16 protein-coding genes are annotated in these 16,679 nt (G+C 51.7%); 8 read left to right on the top strand and 8 right to left on the bottom strand.

Annotated elements, in window-relative coordinates; all coding sequences use genetic code 11:
• The first annotated feature begins 38 nt into the window (after positions 1-38).
• The 5 genes from ftsZ (at position 39) to mutT (ending at position 6,177) form a co-directional block, all read left to right on the top strand.
• Positions 39-1,190 carry a cell division protein FtsZ gene (ftsZ, locus tag FEK47_RS12625; RefSeq protein WP_064525175.1) on the top strand — a complete coding sequence of 384 codons (1,152 nt, stop codon included), beginning with the start codon at positions 39-41 and terminating at the stop codon, positions 1,188-1,190.
• A 100-nt stretch (positions 1,191-1,290) separates the two neighbouring features.
• Positions 1,291-2,208: a UDP-3-O-acyl-N-acetylglucosamine deacetylase gene (lpxC, locus tag FEK47_RS12620; RefSeq protein ID WP_000595482.1), complete on the top strand. Its 918-nt coding sequence runs from the start codon at positions 1,291-1,293 to the stop codon at positions 2,206-2,208.
• A 231-nt stretch (positions 2,209-2,439) separates the two neighbouring features.
• Positions 2,440-2,952 carry a secA translation cis-regulator SecM gene (gene secM / locus FEK47_RS12615; RefSeq protein ID WP_135486671.1) on the top strand — a complete coding sequence of 171 codons (513 nt, stop codon included), beginning with the start codon at positions 2,440-2,442 and terminating at the stop codon, positions 2,950-2,952.
• Positions 2,953-3,013: 61 nt separating this feature from the next.
• Positions 3,014-5,719, top strand: coding sequence for a preprotein translocase subunit SecA (gene secA / locus FEK47_RS12610; RefSeq protein WP_130204928.1), 2,706 nt, complete (start codon positions 3,014-3,016; stop codon positions 5,717-5,719).
• A gap of 59 nt (positions 5,720-5,778) precedes the next feature.
• Positions 5,779-6,177, top strand: a complete 399-nt coding sequence (gene mutT, locus FEK47_RS12605) for an 8-oxo-dGTP diphosphatase MutT (protein WP_135404080.1) — start codon at positions 5,779-5,781, stop codon at positions 6,175-6,177.
• Between the two features lie 438 nt (positions 6,178-6,615).
• On the opposite strand, the gene yacG is transcribed toward mutT, so the two are convergent.
• From yacG to coaE, 3 genes are read right to left on the bottom strand one after another with little or no spacing between them, the layout of a single operon-like run.
• On the bottom strand, positions 6,616-6,813 hold the full coding sequence (gene yacG, locus FEK47_RS12600; RefSeq protein ID WP_130257847.1) for a DNA gyrase inhibitor YacG: 198 nt from the start codon (positions 6,811-6,813) through the stop codon (positions 6,616-6,618).
• Positions 6,814-6,822: 9 nt separating this feature from the next.
• A complete protein-coding gene (gene zapD / locus FEK47_RS12595; protein WP_135486670.1) occupies positions 6,823-7,566 on the bottom strand; it encodes a cell division protein ZapD in 744 nt (247 codons plus the stop codon).
• The gene (gene coaE / locus FEK47_RS12590) at positions 7,566-8,186 is read right to left on the bottom strand and encodes a dephospho-CoA kinase (protein WP_135486669.1); all 621 of its coding nucleotides are present in this window, start codon (positions 8,184-8,186) and stop codon (positions 7,566-7,568) included. The genes zapD and coaE overlap by 1 nt, the downstream gene beginning before the upstream one ends.
• Positions 8,187-8,410: 224 nt before the next feature.
• Here coaE and guaC point away from each other — a divergent pair, with 224 nt between their 5' ends.
• On the top strand, positions 8,411-9,454 hold the full coding sequence (guaC, locus tag FEK47_RS12585) for a GMP reductase (protein WP_135486668.1): 1,044 nt from the start codon (positions 8,411-8,413) through the stop codon (positions 9,452-9,454).
• A gap of 34 nt (positions 9,455-9,488) precedes the next feature.
• Here guaC and hofC read toward each other — a convergent pair whose 3' ends face one another.
• The 4 genes from hofC to nadC form a co-directional block, all read right to left on the bottom strand.
• Complete coding sequence (gene hofC, locus FEK47_RS12580; RefSeq protein ID WP_135486667.1) at positions 9,489-10,691, bottom strand: protein transport protein HofC; 1,203 nt, start codon at positions 10,689-10,691, stop codon at positions 9,489-9,491.
• The gene (gene gspE, locus FEK47_RS12575; RefSeq protein WP_135486666.1) at positions 10,681-12,066 is read right to left on the bottom strand and encodes a type II secretion system protein GspE; all 1,386 of its coding nucleotides are present in this window, start codon (positions 12,064-12,066) and stop codon (positions 10,681-10,683) included. The genes hofC and gspE overlap by 11 nt, the downstream gene beginning before the upstream one ends.
• Before the next feature lie 9 nt (positions 12,067-12,075).
• Positions 12,076-12,516, bottom strand: a complete 441-nt coding sequence (gene ppdD / locus FEK47_RS12570; protein ID WP_130204940.1) for a prepilin peptidase-dependent pilin — start codon at positions 12,514-12,516, stop codon at positions 12,076-12,078.
• A 201-nt stretch (positions 12,517-12,717) separates the two neighbouring features.
• Entirely contained in the window at positions 12,718-13,611 is an 894-nt protein-coding gene (nadC, locus tag FEK47_RS12565) for a carboxylating nicotinate-nucleotide diphosphorylase (protein WP_130204942.1), read from the bottom strand.
• A gap of 87 nt (positions 13,612-13,698) precedes the next feature.
• Here nadC and ampD point away from each other — a divergent pair, with 87 nt between their 5' ends.
• Together ampD and ampE are read left to right on the top strand one after the other, a co-directional pair.
• The gene (gene ampD / locus FEK47_RS12560; RefSeq protein ID WP_130217390.1) at positions 13,699-14,250 is read left to right on the top strand and encodes a 1,6-anhydro-N-acetylmuramyl-L-alanine amidase AmpD; all 552 of its coding nucleotides are present in this window, start codon (positions 13,699-13,701) and stop codon (positions 14,248-14,250) included.
• The gene (ampE, locus tag FEK47_RS12555) at positions 14,247-15,101 is read left to right on the top strand and encodes a beta-lactamase regulator AmpE (protein ID WP_130217388.1); all 855 of its coding nucleotides are present in this window, start codon (positions 14,247-14,249) and stop codon (positions 15,099-15,101) included. The genes ampD and ampE overlap by 4 nt, the downstream gene beginning before the upstream one ends.
• Before the next feature lie 42 nt (positions 15,102-15,143).
• Here ampE and aroP read toward each other — a convergent pair whose 3' ends face one another.
• Complete coding sequence (gene aroP, locus FEK47_RS12550; RefSeq protein ID WP_165383443.1) at positions 15,144-16,517, bottom strand: aromatic amino acid transporter AroP; 1,374 nt, start codon at positions 16,515-16,517, stop codon at positions 15,144-15,146.
• Positions 16,518-16,679 lie beyond the last annotated feature (162 nt).

Raw genomic sequence — 16,679 nt, 5'->3', positions numbered from 1 at the left:
TACGGCCTCAGGCGACAGGCACATATCGGAGAGAAACTATGTTTGAACCAATGGAACTTACCAACGACGCGGTGATTAAAGTCATCGGCGTCGGCGGCGGCGGCGGTAATGCTGTTGAACACATGGTGCGTGAGCGCATTGAAGGTGTTGAATTTTTCGCGGTAAATACCGATGCACAGGCGCTGCGTAAAACGGCGGTTGGGCAGACGATTCAGATCGGTAGTGGTATCACCAAAGGACTGGGAGCTGGCGCTAATCCAGAAGTTGGCCGTAATGCGGCTGATGAGGATCGTGATGCACTGCGTGCGGCGCTGGAAGGTGCAGACATGGTCTTTATTGCAGCGGGCATGGGCGGTGGTACCGGTACAGGTGCAGCGCCGGTTGTTGCTGAAGTGGCTAAAGATTTAGGTATTCTGACCGTTGCTGTCGTGACCAAGCCTTTCAACTTTGAAGGCAAGAAGCGTATGGCATTTGCGGAGCAGGGGATCACTGAATTATCCAAACATGTGGACTCACTGATCACAATCCCGAACGACAAACTGCTGAAAGTTCTGGGCCGCGGTATCTCCCTGCTGGACGCGTTTGGCGCAGCTAACGATGTGCTGAAAGGCGCGGTTCAGGGTATCGCCGAACTGATTACTCGTCCGGGTCTGATGAACGTGGACTTTGCAGACGTACGTACCGTGATGTCTGAAATGGGCTACGCAATGATGGGTTCTGGCGTGGCGAGCGGTGAAGACCGTGCGGAAGAAGCGGCCGAAATGGCAATTTCTTCTCCGCTGCTGGAAGATATCGACCTGTCTGGCGCGCGCGGCGTGCTGGTTAACATCACTGCGGGCTTCGACCTGCGTCTGGATGAGTTCGAAACCGTAGGTAACACCATCCGTGCATTTGCTTCGGACAACGCGACCGTGGTTATCGGTACTTCTCTTGACCCGGATATGAACGATGAACTGCGTGTAACCGTGGTTGCTACCGGTATCGGTATGGACAAACGTCCTGAAATCACCCTCGTGACCAATAAGCAAGTTCAACAGCCAGTGATGGATCGCTACCAGCAGCATGGTATGGCGCCGCTGACGCAAGAGCAGAAGCCCGTGGCCAAAGTGGTGAACGACAATACGCCACAAACCGTGAAAGAGCCGGATTATCTGGATATCCCGGCATTCCTGCGTAAGCAAGCTGACTAAGAATTAGCTGGAATTTGGGTTGCGAGGCTCTTTGTGCTAAACTGGCCTGCCGAATGTATAGTACACTTCGGTTGGATAGATAATTTGGCGAGATAATACGATGATCAAACAAAGGACACTTAAACGTATCGTTCAGGCGACGGGTGTCGGTTTACATACCGGCAAGAAAGTCACCCTGACCTTACGCCCTGCGCCGGCCAACACCGGGGTCATCTATCGTCGCACCGACTTGAATCCACCGGTAGATTTCCCGGCCGATGCCAAATCTGTGCGTGATACCATGCTCTGTACGTGTCTGGTCAACGAGCATGATGTACGGATTTCAACTGTTGAGCACCTGAACGCAGCGCTCGCGGGCTTAGGCATCGATAACATTGTTATCGAAGTTAACGCGCCGGAAATCCCAATCATGGACGGCAGTGCCGCTCCGTTTGTTTACCTGCTGCTTGATGCTGGTATCGACGAGCTGAACTGCGCCAAGAAATTTGTTCGCATCAAAGAGACTGTTCGCGTCGAAGATGGCGATAAGTGGGCTGAATTTAAGCCGTACAATGGTTTTTCGCTGGACTTCACCATCGATTTCAACCATCCGGCAATCGATTCCAGCAATCAACGCTATGCGATGAACTTCTCTGCTGATGCGTTTATGCGCCAGATCAGCCGTGCGCGTACGTTTGGTTTCATGCGTGATATCGAATATCTGCAGTCCCGTGGCCTGTGCCTGGGCGGCAGCTTCGATTGTGCCATCGTTGTTGACGATTATCGCGTACTGAACGAAGACGGCCTGCGTTTTGAAGACGAGTTTGTGCGTCACAAAATGCTCGACGCGATCGGTGATTTGTTCATGTGTGGTCACAACATTATCGGCGCATTTACCGCTTATAAATCCGGTCATGCACTGAATAACAAACTGTTGCAGGCTGTCCTGGCGAAACAGGAAGCCTGGGAATATGTGACCTTCCAGGACGACGCAGAACTGCCGTTGGCCTTCAAAGCGCCTTCAGCCGTACTGGCATAACGACATCTATACTGTCGTATAAAATTCGACTGGCAAATCTGGCACTCTCTCCGGCCAGGTGACCCAGTCGTTTTTTTTTGAGTTTTTTACAGCGTCGTAAGAAATCGGTGCGAACGCTGTTTTCTTAAGCACTTTTACGTGTTACTTATCTTGAATACTGCTGTGGACTTCTGGCTTTAATGATAAGATTTGTGCGCTAAAAACGTTGAATACGATCGGGATGGCAATAACGTGAGTGGAATACTGACGCGCTGGCGACAGTTAGGTAGACGCTACTTCTGGCCGCATCTCTTATTAGGGATGGTCGCGGCGAGTTTAGGTTTGCCTGCGCTCAGCAACGCCGCCGAGCCAAACGCGCCCGCAAAAGCGACAACGCGCAATCACGAGCCTTCAGCCAAAGTTAACTTTAGTCAGTTGGCCTTGCTGGAAGCAAACACGCGCCGCCCGAACTCTAACTATTCCGTTGATTACTGGCATCAACATGCTATTCGCACGGTAATCCGCCATCTCTCCTTTGCAATGGCGCCGCAAACGCTGCCCGTTGCCGAGGAATCTTTACCGCTTCAGGCGCAACATCTTGCTTTACTGGATACGCTCAGCGCGCTGCTGACCCAGGAAGGCACGCGGTCTGAAAATGGTTATCGCATTGATTATGAGCATTTTACCCCTCAAGCAAACTTCAGCACGCCCGTCTGGATAAGCCAGGCGCAGGGCATCCGTGCTGGCCCTCAACGCCTCAGCTAACAACGAAAAACCTTTACTTCATTTTATTTACTCCGCAATGCGGGGTGTTTGAGATTTTATTATGCTAATCAAATTATTAACTAAAGTTTTCGGTAGTCGTAACGATCGTACCCTGCGCCGGATGCGCAAAGTCGTCAACATTATCAATGCCATGGAACCGGAGATTGAAAAACTCTCCGACGAAGAACTGAAAGGAAAAACGGCAGAGTTCCGCGCGCGTCTGGAAAAAGGCGAAGTGCTGGAAAACTTGATTCCGGAAGCCTTCGCTGTCGTGCGTGAAGCCAGTAAGCGTGTTTTTGGCATGCGCCACTTCGACGTACAGCTGCTCGGCGGTATGGTACTTAATGAACGTTGCATCGCGGAAATGCGTACAGGTGAAGGTAAAACCCTGACCGCAACGCTGCCTGCTTACCTGAACGCATTAACCGGTAAAGGCGTGCACGTTGTTACCGTCAACGATTACCTGGCGCAACGTGACGCAGAAAACAACCGTCCGCTGTTTGAATTCCTCGGCTTGACCGTCGGCATCAACCTGCCGGGCATGCCAGCACCGGCAAAGCGTGAAGCTTACGCGGCTGACATTACTTACGGTACTAACAACGAATACGGCTTTGACTACCTGCGCGACAACATGGCGTTCAGCCCTGAAGAACGTGTACAGCGTAAACTGCACTATGCGCTGGTGGACGAAGTGGACTCCATCCTGATCGATGAAGCGCGTACACCGCTGATCATTTCCGGCCCGGCGGAAGACAGTTCGGAAATGTATAAGCGCGTAAACAAAATCATTCCGTACCTGATCCGTCAGGAAAAAGAAGACTCCGAAACCTTCCAGGGCGAAGGCCACTTCTCGGTGGATGAAAAATCTCGCCAGGTGAACCTGACCGAACGTGGTCTGGTGCTTATTGAAGAGCTGCTGGTGAAAGAAGGCATTATGGATGAAGGTGAGTCGCTGTACTCTCCGGCCAATATTATGCTGATGCACCACGTAACGGCGGCGCTGCGTGCTCACGCGCTGTTTACTCGCGATGTCGATTACATCGTTAAAGATGGTGAAGTTATCATCGTTGACGAACATACCGGTCGTACCATGCAGGGCCGTCGCTGGTCTGATGGTCTGCACCAGGCTGTGGAAGCGAAAGAAGGTGTACAGATCCAGAACGAAAACCAGACACTGGCTTCGATCACCTTCCAGAACTACTTCCGTCTGTATGAAAAACTGGCGGGGATGACCGGTACGGCTGATACCGAAGCCTTCGAATTCAGTTCCATCTACAAGCTGGATACTGTAGTCGTTCCGACCAACCGCCCGATGATTCGTAAAGATCTGCCGGATCTGGTCTACATGACCGAAGCGGAAAAAATTCAGGCGATCATTGAAGATATCAAAGAACGTACTGCGAAAGGCCAGCCAGTGCTGGTGGGTACTATTTCAATCGAGAAATCGGAACTGGTATCAAACGAGCTGACCAAAGCCGGTATCAAACACAACGTTCTGAACGCTAAATTCCACGCCAACGAAGCGGCAATCGTTGCTCAGGCGGGCTATCCGGCTGCGGTGACCATCGCGACCAACATGGCGGGTCGTGGTACTGACATCGTGCTTGGTGGTAGCTGGCAGGCAGAAGTTGCCGCGCTGGAAAACCCGACCGCAGAGCAAATTGAAAAAATTAAAGCCGACTGGCAAGTGCGTCACGACGCGGTACTGGAAGCAGGTGGCCTGCATATCATCGGCACTGAGCGTCACGAATCTCGTCGTATCGATAACCAGCTGCGTGGCCGTTCTGGTCGTCAGGGTGATGCCGGTTCTTCCCGTTTCTACCTGTCGATGGAAGATGCGCTGATGCGTATTTTTGCCTCTGACCGCGTATCAGGCATGATGCGTAAACTGGGTATGAAACCCGGCGAAGCCATTGAGCATCCGTGGGTAACTAAAGCAATTGCCAATGCTCAGCGTAAAGTTGAAAGCCGTAACTTCGACATTCGTAAACAGTTGCTGGAATACGATGACGTAGCTAACGATCAGCGTCGTGCCATTTACTCCCAGCGTAACGAACTGCTGGATGTCAGCGATGTGAGCGAAACCATCAACAGCATTCGTGAAGATGTGTTCAAAGCAACCATCGATGCCTACATTCCACCACAGTCACTGGAAGAAATGTGGGACATTCCAGGTTTGCAAGAACGTCTGAAAAACGACTTCGACCTTGATTTGCCGATTGCCGAGTGGCTGGACAAAGAGCCAGAATTGCATGAAGAGACGCTGCGTGAGCGTATTCTGGAGCAGTCCATCGAAGTGTATCACCGTAAAGAAGAAGTGGTTGGCGCTGAGATGATGCGTCACTTCGAGAAAGGGGTGATGCTGCAAACGCTGGACTCCCTGTGGAAAGAGCACCTGGCGGCGATGGACTATCTGCGTCAGGGTATCCACCTGCGTGGCTATGCACAGAAAGATCCGAAGCAGGAATACAAACGTGAATCGTTCTCCATGTTTGCGGCGATGCTGGAATCGTTGAAATATGAAGTCATCAGCACGTTAAGCAAAGTACAAGTACGCATGCCGGAAGAAGTTGAAGAACTGGAGCAGCAGCGTCGTATGGAAGCTGAGCGTTTAGCGCAAATGCAGCAGCTTAGCCATCAGGATGACGACTCTGCAGCTGCGGCTGCGCTGGCAGCGCAAACCGGCGATCGTAAAGTTGGACGTAACGATCCTTGCCCATGCGGTTCTGGTAAAAAATACAAGCAGTGCCATGGTCGCCTGCAATAAAAGCTAAGTGTTGAAATAAAAGGCGCAGGATTCTGCGCCTTTTTTATAGGCTTAAGACAATGAAAAAACTGCAAATCGCGGTAGGTATTATTCGCAACGAAAACAACGAAATCTTTATAACCCGTCGCGCCGCAGATGCGCACATGGCAAATAAGCTGGAGTTTCCGGGCGGTAAAATAGAAACGGGAGAAACGGCAGAACAAGCGATGGTACGGGAGCTTCAGGAAGAAGTCGGGGTTACCCCGCAATGTTTTTCGCTGTTTGAAAAGCTGGAATATCAGTTCTCTGACAGGCATATCACACTGTGGTTCTGGTTGGTCGAAAGCTGGGAAGGGGAACCGTGGGGGAAAGAGGGACAGCCCGGTGAGTGGATGGCGCTGGCCAGCCTCAATGCAGAAGATTTTCCGCCAGCCAATGAACCGGTAATTGCGAAGCTTAAGTGTCTGGAGGTCGGATAAGGCGTTTATACCGCATCCGACATTTACACACGATGCCTGATGCGACGCTGGCGCGTCTTATCAGGCCTGCGAGGTTTATTAACTCGTTGATAAATTAGATTTTGTAGGTCGGATAAGGCGTTTACGCCGCATCCGACATTTGCACAAGATGCCTGATGCGACGCTGGCGCGTCTTATCAGGCCTACGTGGTTTGTTAACTCGTTGATAAATCAGGTTTCGTAGGTGGGATAAGGCGTTTACGCCGCATCCGACATTTATACGAGATGCCTGATGCGACGCTGGCGCGTCTTATCAGGCCTACGAGGTTTATTAACTCGTTGATAAATCAGGTTTTGTAGGTCGGATAAGGCGTTTACACCGCATCCGACATTTGCACAAGATGTCTGATGCGACGCTGACCGTGTCTTATCAGGACTACGTGCGGCATCAGACAAATGTCACGGCTTTGGCTCTTCGCTCCAGTCATCGCTCTCAGAAAGATCGCCACTGCTGGGGATTCGTTTTTCTTCAGCAGCCCATTCTCCGAGGTCGATCAACTGGCAGCGTTTGGAACAAAATGGCCGAAATGGGCTGACTTCACCCCACACCACCGTTTTCCCGCAGGTGGGGCAATTCACCGTAATAGTTTCTGACATTTTTACTCCTTAGCAACAAGCCAATTCGAAATCCAGACGTTCCGGTACTTGTCCATTTTCACTGTCCAGCGGCATAAAGCGAATGGCAAAACGGCTCTTATGACCGGATATTTGCGGATAAAGCTGTGAATCGAGTGCCAGATTCAGGCGTAACAAATCGGCGTCTTCGCCGTTATCCTGATAAAAACCGTTCAGACTGGTCAGTTTGCGGAACGGTGCCGACTGACGAATCAAATCCAACACCATTGTAAGTGCCTGTGTCAGCGGGCTCAGGCTGGCAATCCAGGTTTCTACCTGACTGTCGCGCTGCGACTGGGGTAAATGCAACCAGATATGCAACGTAGGTAAATCAAAGCTGCAACAACCACCGGGAATACTCAGGCGCTGGCGCACCAGGGCAATCATCCTGTCTTCACGCAGAAATTGCCCGATACGCGGCGCGGAAATCAGCACGCTACCTGTGGCCTTCAACTGCTGAATTAATGCTTCAATACGGGTCTGGTCCACGCCAGGCACACCAATCCAGGTCTGGAGTTTACGCTGTTGACGTTCCAGCTCTTTCAGTAGTTCGGTACGAACTTCTCCACGCTCGAACACATCCAGCAATTCACTAACATTACGGAAGAAATGCAGAGCACCAGCGTAGTCAGCAATAGGCAAATTTACGGTGAGTTGTTGAATTAAAAACTCAATGCGCAGCCATGTACGCATTTTTTCATTTAGTGGATGTTCAAAAAGTACCTGGGTCTGCATTAAGTTTTTTCCTGTGAGACAAACTGCGACGCGAGCTGCAAATAGTGTGCGTGCAGGCGGGCAACATCTGATGCAATAGCATCCGGTGTGCCGTTATTATCAATGACGTCATCTGCCACCGCAAGACGGGCTTCGCGCGTTGCCTGGGCAGCAAGAATTTGTTCGACATGCTCGCGAGTAACATCATCGCGCTGCATGGTGCGCCTAAGCTGCGTTTCTGGGCTGACATCCACCACCAGCACTCGATTCGCTTTTTTATACAGTGAGTTTTCTACCAGCAATGGCACAACCCATAACACATAAGGTGAAGTTGCTTGCTGGATCTGGCGTTGCGTCTCCTGCTGAATCAGAGGATGCAGCAGGGCATTAAGCCAGTTTTTCTCTTCCGGATAGGCAAAGATCCGCTCGCGCAAGGCGCGACGTTGCAATGTTCCATCAGCAGCAATCATATCCGCGCCAAAGTGTTCAGCAATGGCACGCAGTGCAGGTGTACCTGGTTCAACCACCTGACGCGCAATAATATCAGCATCAATGACATTAATTCCGAGGTCAGCAAATGCATTTGCAACGGTACTCTTGCCACTGCCAATGCCGCCTGTTAAGGCAACTGTATACCTCATAATCTATATTCCTGGGAATTCATCATGATTATCAAAATGTTAATAAAGAGCGCGCGAAAGCGAAATTGATGAAACGTTCGCCCACTATTTACCAGGTAAATTTATGGGATTGTAGCGTAAAAAAAGACAATTTCGCAGTCTTGCGCCATATCGATTAGTGCGTATGATAGCGTCACTGGAGTTGCGCTCTTACCCTTATAGCCATTAACCCCAGGAATCTGCACATGCGTATCGAAGAAGATCTGAAGTTAGGTTTTAAAGACGTCCTCATCCGCCCTAAACGCTCTACTCTTAAAAGCCGTTCCGATGTTGAACTGGAACGTCAATTCACCTTCAAACATTCAGGTCAAAGCTGGTCCGGCGTGCCGATTATCGCCGCAAATATGGACACCGTAGGCACTTTTAGTATGGCTACGGCACTGGCTTCTTTCGATATTTTGACCGCTGTACATAAACATTACACTGTTGAAGAGTGGCAAGCGTTTATCAACAATTCTTCTGCTGATGTGCTGAAACATGTGATGGTTTCTACCGGTACGTCGGATGCCGATTTCGAAAAAACCAAACAAATTCTCGACCTGAACCCGGCATTAAACTTCGTTTGTATTGATGTTGCGAATGGATATTCTGAGCACTTCGTGCAGTTTGTTGCGAAGGCGCGTGAAGCGTGGCCGACCAAAACTATTTGTGCAGGCAATGTGGTAACTGGCGAAATGTGTGAGGAGCTTATCCTCTCCGGTGCCGATATCGTTAAAGTTGGCATTGGTCCTGGCTCTGTTTGTACAACTCGCGTGAAAACGGGCGTTGGTTATCCGCAGCTTTCTGCGGTGATCGAATGCGCCGATGCCGCGCACGGTCTGGGCGGGATGATCGTCAGCGATGGCGGCTGTACCACACCGGGCGACGTGGCTAAAGCTTTTGGTGGCGGTGCCGATTTCGTAATGCTTGGCGGAATGCTGGCTGGTCACGAAGAGAGCGGCGGCCGTATTGTTGAAGAGAACGGCGAGAAATTTATGCTGTTCTACGGTATGAGCTCCGAGTCTGCGATGAAACGTCACGTTGGCGGCGTTGCGGAATATCGCGCTGCAGAAGGTAAAACCGTTAAGCTTCCTCTGCGCGGTCCGGTTGAAAATACCGCGCGTGATATTTTAGGCGGTCTGCGTTCAGCCTGCACCTACGTTGGGGCTTCACGCCTGAAAGAGCTGACCAAACGCACCACGTTTATCCGCGTACTGGAACAAGAAAACCGCATCTTCAATAATCTGTAATCTCCCAATGCTGGCGTGGAGCAACACGCCAGCATTATCCCACCCCACTCATCGCATCGCCCAGATGGAAAATTGGCAGATACATTGCCACCACCAACGTACCGATAATTCCTCCAGTAATGACCAGCAACGCCGGTTCCAGTAAGGCGGCAAGGTTATCTGCCAGCGCCAGCGTGTTATCCCGATGATGATGGGCAAGATTCTCCAGCATGAGATCCAGCGACCCGGATGTCTCTCCTGTCCTCACTAACTGCAAACAGAGCGGGCTAAACTCCCCCGCATTTTTTAGCGCCAGCCAGATGGGATGACCGTTACTGATATCATGCTGAATTTGTGTCAGAAGTTGCGCCCAGTACGGGCAGCGCATCGTCTCCCTGACGCTCTCCACTCCCTGCAAAAAAGTAATCCCTGCACTTTGTGTCAGCGCCAGAATCGTAAAGATCTGCGTGAGTTTTTGTCCCCGCATCAGGGCTCCTATTATCGGGATGCGTAATAACCATTTCTGCCGCGCAATAAGCCAGGTAGGGCGACGCATCAGCAGTTTGTTGGTTATCGCTAGCAGAAAGCCGAGCACTATCAGCAGCCAGCCCCATTTGCCACTAAAGTCTGCCAGCGTCATGATCCCCTGCGTTAGCGCCGGTAGTGGGGTGTTGAAGGTCTTATAGATAGCGGCAAACTCCGGCAGCACAAAATGCAGCATTGCCACAACCACCATGATTGCCATCGCTAAAATGATGATGGGATAACGTAACGCTGATTTCACTTTGTCGGCCAACTGGCGCTGGGCTTTTTGCTGACGCGCCAGTTCAAAGCAGCATTCATCCAGCTTACCGGTCACTTCCCCCGTGCGGATCATCGACTGGTAAAGCGGCGGAAAAACCTCTGACCAGGGCGATAAGGCACTAGAAAAGGCCACGCCCTGTTCGAGATCGTGCGCCAGCGATTGCAACAATGCCTGCCATTGCTTACTTGGATGCTGTTCAGCCAGCAGTGCCAGCCCTTCAGAAAGCGTTAACCCGGCTTTAAGTAGCGTCGCCAGTTGATGAATGACTTCCGCGCTTTTATCTCCGCGCCACTGTGCAGAACTGATATTGATTCGCTTCAGGTGCAGTGGGGTAACCCTTTGCTGCTGTAGAGCCAAAAGTAGCAAAGCACGGCTCTCTGACCATTGCATCCCATCTTGCGCATTCCCGTCGCCGGTTATGCCATGCCATCGCCAGAGTTGCTTATTCGCCATGCGGCATCCCCAGCACGCGGATTAACTCTTCAAAGGTGGTTAAGCCCTGTTCCACGGCCAGGCAGCCGTTTTCAAAAAGTGTGCGCATACCTGTCCGCCTGGCGTGTGTTTCCAGCGATTCAACTTCAGTATTAGAGGAAATAAGCTGGCGTATGGCTGGTGTAATGGGCAGGACTTCAAACAAGGCGGTACGACCATAAAAACCGTGGTAGCAATGTTCACAACCCGGTGCCTGCCAGCGGGACAGCGGAGATGACCATACATTGTCCGGAAGGCGGATCGGTTCCCCTTGCCGCTGGCGGCAATGCGGACAAAGTTTACGTACCAGGCGCTGGGCTATTACCAGAGTGAGGGCCGACGAGAGCATCCAGCGAGCAACGCCCATTTGCTGTAAACGCACCAGCGTTTCGCAGGTGGAGTTGGTGTGTAGCGTGGACAATACCAGATGACCCGTTTGTGCGGCTTTAATGGCAATTTCTGCCGTTTCGCCATCGCGGATCTCTCCGATCATGATGACGTCAGGATCCTGGCGCAATAACGCACGCAAAACGCCCTGAAAGGTGAGTCCAGCACGTGGATGGATTTGTGTCTGGTTTAGCCCAGCGATGGGGATTTCAACCGGATCTTCCACGCTGCAAATATTAATATCGGCAGTATTCAGCGTTTGCAGTGCGCTATACAGCGTGACTGTTTTGCCGCTGCCGGTAGGGCCAGTTACCAGCACCAGTCCCTGTGGTTGCTGCAAGGCGTGGGTAAAGTCCGTCAGTTGTGATGGTTGCATTCCCAGCGTGTTAACGTCCAGCGCCTGGTCCACCTGCTGTAACATCCGTAATACCACCTTTTCACCGCCGCGACATGGCAAGGTAGCAATACGAAATGAGACGGCGTTCCCTGCCAGTTCGACAGCGAATTGCCCGTCCTGCGGCAGGCGATGTTCCGCAATATCCAGGCTTCCCAGCACTTTTAACCTGGCGGTTAAAGCGACTCCGGCATCCAGTGAAACATCAGGTAAAGGATGCAGAACGCCGTCGATACGCAAGCGGATGTGATAGCTATTGTCCGCTGGTTCGATATGAATATCTGATGCGCGTTGTTCCAGTGCAGATTGCAACGTATGAGCCAGCAATTCTGCTTTAGGCTGATGTTTCTCCTGAACGGCGACGGGCAATGTCTGTTGTTTGCGACTGGCATGACCTTCCATCTGTTGGCGCGTCCAGCAGGTGATCTCAATACGTTTGGTGGTAGCGAAATGCAATGCGTCCAGCAACTCATGTGAGGGGGCATCGACCACCGCAACATGGACCACTTCTTCGCTGGCATCCAGTACGACCCCCTGGTAACGCAAACACAGGGCGGTGAGCTGTGAAATATTCATCGCCGCTCCTTAGTTGGCGTCATCAAAGCGGAAGACATCTTCGCAGGCTTGCTGCAATGCGCTGTCACTTTGAATATTGCAGTTGCGCGTCCAGCCGGTGACACCGTTAGCGTTATCCCAACCGGGTGTCATAACGATGCTTAGCCCATTGAGACTCTCTTGCCCGGTCAGCGACACCACGCCCTTTGCCACACTCATGGCTGAAACATAGCGGGTGGTGGTAGGCGAGGGGATGCCATTGCTGCCGCCGTCGCAGGTGTCCAGTCCGCCATGTTCCAGCGCGCACAATTCTACGGCGGTACGGTAAGGCACAAAGGTTTGTAGCATGTCGGTAAGTGCGGCTTTGCGCAGGTAGTTTTGATAAGCGGGAATACCAATGGCGCTTAAAATGGCAATGATGCCAATAACCACCATCAGTTCGATAAGTGTAAAACCGCGTTGCTTGTCCATCTGTTTCGCTCCTTGATTTGGTTGGCGCTACTTTGGCAAACGCCATCAGCACAGGCGAGGGGCAAAAAACGAAACGGGAAGGCGGCTTCAGAGGTTTTTTATTACGTTGCAGCAAAAGACAGAAAATTTGCGAGGCGTTACGAAGAAAGGAGGGAAGGGAAGAATATCCGCCCGCTACGGAGCGGATAAATCTGTCAGCAATTAGCGAAAACGCATTGAGAGATCGAGCGCCTGTACGTGTTTAGTTAGCGCACCGACGGAGATAAAGTCCACGCCCGTTTCAGCAAACTCGCGCAGCGTTTTGTCGGTGACGTTGCCAGACACTTCCAGCAGCGCCTTGCCGTTGGTGCGTTTAACGGCTTTGCGCATCTGTTCTGTGTCGAAGTTATCCAGCATGATGATATCGGCACCTGCTTTCAGTGCTTCATCAAGTTCTTCCAGATTCTCGACTTCAACTTCTACTGGCGCATCCGGGTGCAGCCAGGACGCTTTTTCGACCGCCTGGCGCACTGAGCCGGAGGCAATAATATGGTTTTCTTTGATCAGGAAGGCGTCAGAAAGCCCCAGACGATGGTTAGCCCCGCCGCCGCAAAGTACCGCGTATTTCAGGGCAGAACGCAGGCCGGGTAAGGTTTTTCGCGTATCCAGCAACTGCGTATCGGTGCCTTCCAGCAACTCAACATAGTGGCGAACCTTACTGGCTACGCCAGAAAGAGTTTGTACAAAATTAAGCGCAGTACGTTCGCCGGTTAACAGCACGCGAGATGGGCCTTCGAGTTCGAAAAGGAGTTGATTGGCGTTAATGACATCACCGTCATCCACATGCCAGGTAATGGTGACATCGTCGCCTGCCAGTTGAATAAACACTTCTTCAACCCAGCGTTTACCACAAAATACGCCCTCTTCGCGGGTGATCACCGTGGCATGAGAGCGTGAATTTTCCGGTAAAAGTTTTGCCGTAATGTCGTTGTTGGCATCGACTGTTCCGCCTAAATCTTCTCGCAGCGCCTGGGCCACCGCGCCGGGGATATCGAGATTAATGCGTTCCAGCAGCTCGTCACGTCGGGTGTCAGGGTTATAGCGGCGAGGCGGCATGTTAAAACTCCAGATAGCTAACGAATCATAAGGTAGAAACATGCTACTCTGAACCGGGTATTAGCACCACATATAAGGAGATCCTGCATGTTGTTAGAACAGGGGTGGCTGGTCGGCGCGCGCCGCGTTCCCTCACCACATTACGATTGTCGCCCGGATGACGAAACTCCCACCTTGCTGGTGGTGCACAATATTAGCCTGCCGCCAGGCGAGTTTGGCGGTCCGTGGATTGATGCATTATTCACCGGAACTATTGATCCGCAGGCACATCCCTTCTTTGCAGAGATTGCCCATTTGCGCGTCTCCGCTCACTGTTTGATTCGCCGTGATGGTGAAATTGTCCAGTATGTTCCTTTCGATAAACGCGCCTGGCATGCGGGTGTTTCCATGTATCAGGGGCGCGAACGCTGTAATGATTTCTCCATTGGGATTGAGCTGGAAGGCACTGATACGCTGGCGTATACCGATGCGCAGTATCAGCAACTGGCGGCGGTCACGCGGGCATTGATTCATCGCTATCCAGCCATTGCCAGTAATATGACGGGCCATTGTGATATTGCGCCGGATCGGAAAACCGATCCTGGCCCTGCCTTTGATTGGGCACGGTTTCGCGCCCTGGTCAGCAAGGAGACAACATGACGCTGTTTACAACCTTACTGGTGTTAATTTTCGAGCGCCTGTTTAAGTTGGGCGAGCACTGGCAGCTTGATCACCGCCTCGAGGCGTTTTTCCGTCGGGTGAAACATTTCTCGCTGGGGCGCACATTAGGAATGACCATTATCGCGATGGGAGCGACCTTTTTACTGTTGCGCGCGTTGCATGGGCTATTGTTCAACGTCCCGACGCTGGTGGTGTGGCTGTTGATTGGTTTGTTGTGTATTGGCGCAGGAAAAGTTCGTCTCCATTATCATGCTTATCTGACCGCAGCTTCTCGTAACGACAGCCATGCCCGTTCCACGATGGCTGGCGAGTTAACCATGATTCATGGCGTCCCCGCAGGCTGCGATGAGCGTGAGTTTTTGCGTGAACTGCAAAATGCCCTGCTGTGGATTAACTTTCGTTTTTACCTTGCGCCACTGTTCTGGCTAATTGTAGGCGGTATCTGGGGACCCGTTACCCTGATGGGCTATGCATTCTTGCGTGCATGGCAATACTGGCTGGCGCGCTACCAGACGCCGCATCATCGTTTACAGTCGGGGGTTGATGCCGTGCTTCATGTACTGGATTGGGTGCCAGTTCGCCTTGCGGGCGTAGTTTATGCCTTGATTGGTCACGGTGAGAAAGCGTTACCAGCCTGGTTTGCTTCACTGACCGATTTCCATACATCGCAATACCAGGTGTTAACGCGTCTGGCACAGTTCTCACTGGCGCGTGAACCGCATGTCGATAAGGTTGAGACACCGAAAGCAGCGGTTTCAATGGCGAAGAAAACCTCGTTCGTGGTTGTGGTGGTGATTGCGCTACTGACGATTTACGGGACATTGGTGTAAATATTGCTGCCCTCACCCAGAACGGGTGAGGGCGTAGAGAGATTAATGTGCTTTTACAGCTTTTGCGGTTTTCTCTTTGAACAGATAACCGATACCTAACACAACCAGCCATACCGGGATCAGGTAAACCGAAATCGCCATCCCCGGCGTCATCAGCATTATCACCAGTACCGCCGCCATAAACAGCAGGCAGATCCAGTTACCCAGCGGATAGAGCAGGGCAGGGAAACGAGTTGCCACACCTTGTTCTTGCTTAGCGCGACGGAACTTCATATGTGCCAGGCTAATCATCGCCCAGTTAATAACCAGTGCAGAAACCACCAGCGCCATTAACAGTCCGAAAGCGGACTCTGGGGCAAGGTAGTTAATCAGTACGCACAATGCCGTAACCAGCGCAGATACCAGAATGGTATTTACTGGTACGCCGCGTTTATCGACGGAAGCGAGCATTTTCGGTGCGTTACCCTGTTGTGCCAGACCGAACAGCATACGGCTGTTGCAATATACGCAGCTGTTGTACACGGAGAGCGCAGCCGTCAGTACCACGATGTTCAGCGCATTTGCCACAAAGGTATCGCCTAACTCGTGGAAGATCAGCACAAACGGGCTGGTGTCAGCGGTAACCCGTGTCCACGGCATCAGTGAGAGCAGAACGGCTAACGAACCAATGTAGAAAATCAGGATGCGGTAGATAACCTGATTAGTTGCTTTCGGGATGCTTTGCTCCGGGTTATCAGCTTCTGCAGCGGTGATCCCCACCAGTTCCAGACCACCGAACGAGAACATGATAATCGCCATCATCATCACCAGCCCGGTGAAGCCGTGCGGCAGGAAGCCACCCTGATCCCACAGGTTACTAACACTTGCCTGCGGGCCGCCGTTGCCGCTGAACAGCAGCCAGCCGCCGAAGATGATCATCGCTACCACCGCGATAACTTTGATAATGGCAAACCAGAACTCCATCTCACCAAACACTTTAACGTTAGTCAGGTTGATGGCGTTTATCACCACAAAGAATACGGCGGCAGAAGCCCAGGTGGGGATTTCCGGATACCAGAACTGAATGTATTTGCCGACAGCCGTAAGTTCTGCCATGGCAACTAAAACGTACAGTACCCAATAGTTCCAGCCAGAAGCGAATCCGGCAAAGCTGCCCCAGTATTTATAAGCAAAGTGGCTGAAGGAGCCTGCGACAGGTTCTTCGACCACCATTTCACCTAGCTGACGCATGATCAGAAAGGCGATAAAACCAGCAATGGCATAACCCAGGATAATCCCTGGCCCTGCGGACTGAATTACGGAGGCGCTACCCAGGAATAGCCCTGTCCCTATCGCGCCACCCAGCGCGATAAGCTGAATATGGCGGTTTTTAAGGCCGCGCTTTAGCTGCTCGCCGTGCTGTTGACCTTCCATCATGAAACCTCGTGCGGTGATTGTTTTTTTGATCTACGCAATGATGCGTGTGTAAGTTTGCAATTCCGTTTGTTGTATTAATTTGTTTACATCAAAGACATTTGAATTGTTACAAAAAGACTTCCGTCAGATCAAGAATAATGGTATGCGGCAGCGAATGCACCC

This window comes from Escherichia sp. E3659, from assembly GCF_005781135.1.
GTDB lineage: Bacteria > Pseudomonadota > Gammaproteobacteria > Enterobacterales > Enterobacteriaceae > Escherichia.
Note: the sequence above shows the minus strand (reverse complement) of the source record. Positions and strands in the feature narration are given on the sequence as shown.

What these genes read in the sequence shown, in the direction of transcription:
- aroP (WP_165383443.1), bottom strand. Translation starts at nt 16,517, where the DNA reads ATGATGGAAGGTCAACAGCACGGCGAGCAGCTAAAGCGCGGCCTTAAA.
- ftsZ (WP_064525175.1), top strand. Translation starts at nt 39, where the DNA reads ATGTTTGAACCAATGGAACTTACCAACGACGCGGTGATTAAAGTCATC.
- ampE (WP_130217388.1), top strand. Translation starts at nt 14,247, where the DNA reads ATGACGCTGTTTACAACCTTACTGGTGTTAATTTTCGAGCGCCTGTTT.
- mutT (WP_135404080.1), top strand. Translation starts at nt 5,779, where the DNA reads ATGAAAAAACTGCAAATCGCGGTAGGTATTATTCGCAACGAAAACAAC.
- hofC (WP_135486667.1), bottom strand. Translation starts at nt 10,691, where the DNA reads ATGGCGAATAAGCAACTCTGGCGATGGCATGGCATAACCGGCGACGGG.
- lpxC (WP_000595482.1), top strand. Translation starts at nt 1,291, where the DNA reads ATGATCAAACAAAGGACACTTAAACGTATCGTTCAGGCGACGGGTGTC.
- guaC (WP_135486668.1), top strand. Translation starts at nt 8,411, where the DNA reads ATGCGTATCGAAGAAGATCTGAAGTTAGGTTTTAAAGACGTCCTCATC.
- yacG (WP_130257847.1), bottom strand. Translation starts at nt 6,813, where the DNA reads ATGTCAGAAACTATTACGGTGAATTGCCCCACCTGCGGGAAAACGGTG.
- secA (WP_130204928.1), top strand. Translation starts at nt 3,014, where the DNA reads ATGCTAATCAAATTATTAACTAAAGTTTTCGGTAGTCGTAACGATCGT.
- ppdD (WP_130204940.1), bottom strand. Translation starts at nt 12,516, where the DNA reads ATGGACAAGCAACGCGGTTTTACACTTATCGAACTGATGGTGGTTATT.
- nadC (WP_130204942.1), bottom strand. Translation starts at nt 13,611, where the DNA reads ATGCCGCCTCGCCGCTATAACCCTGACACCCGACGTGACGAGCTGCTG.
- ampD (WP_130217390.1), top strand. Translation starts at nt 13,699, where the DNA reads ATGTTGTTAGAACAGGGGTGGCTGGTCGGCGCGCGCCGCGTTCCCTCA.
- coaE (WP_135486669.1), bottom strand. Translation starts at nt 8,186, where the DNA reads ATGAGGTATACAGTTGCCTTAACAGGCGGCATTGGCAGTGGCAAGAGT.
- gspE (WP_135486666.1), bottom strand. Translation starts at nt 12,066, where the DNA reads ATGAATATTTCACAGCTCACCGCCCTGTGTTTGCGTTACCAGGGGGTC.
- zapD (WP_135486670.1), bottom strand. Translation starts at nt 7,566, where the DNA reads ATGCAGACCCAGGTACTTTTTGAACATCCACTAAATGAAAAAATGCGT.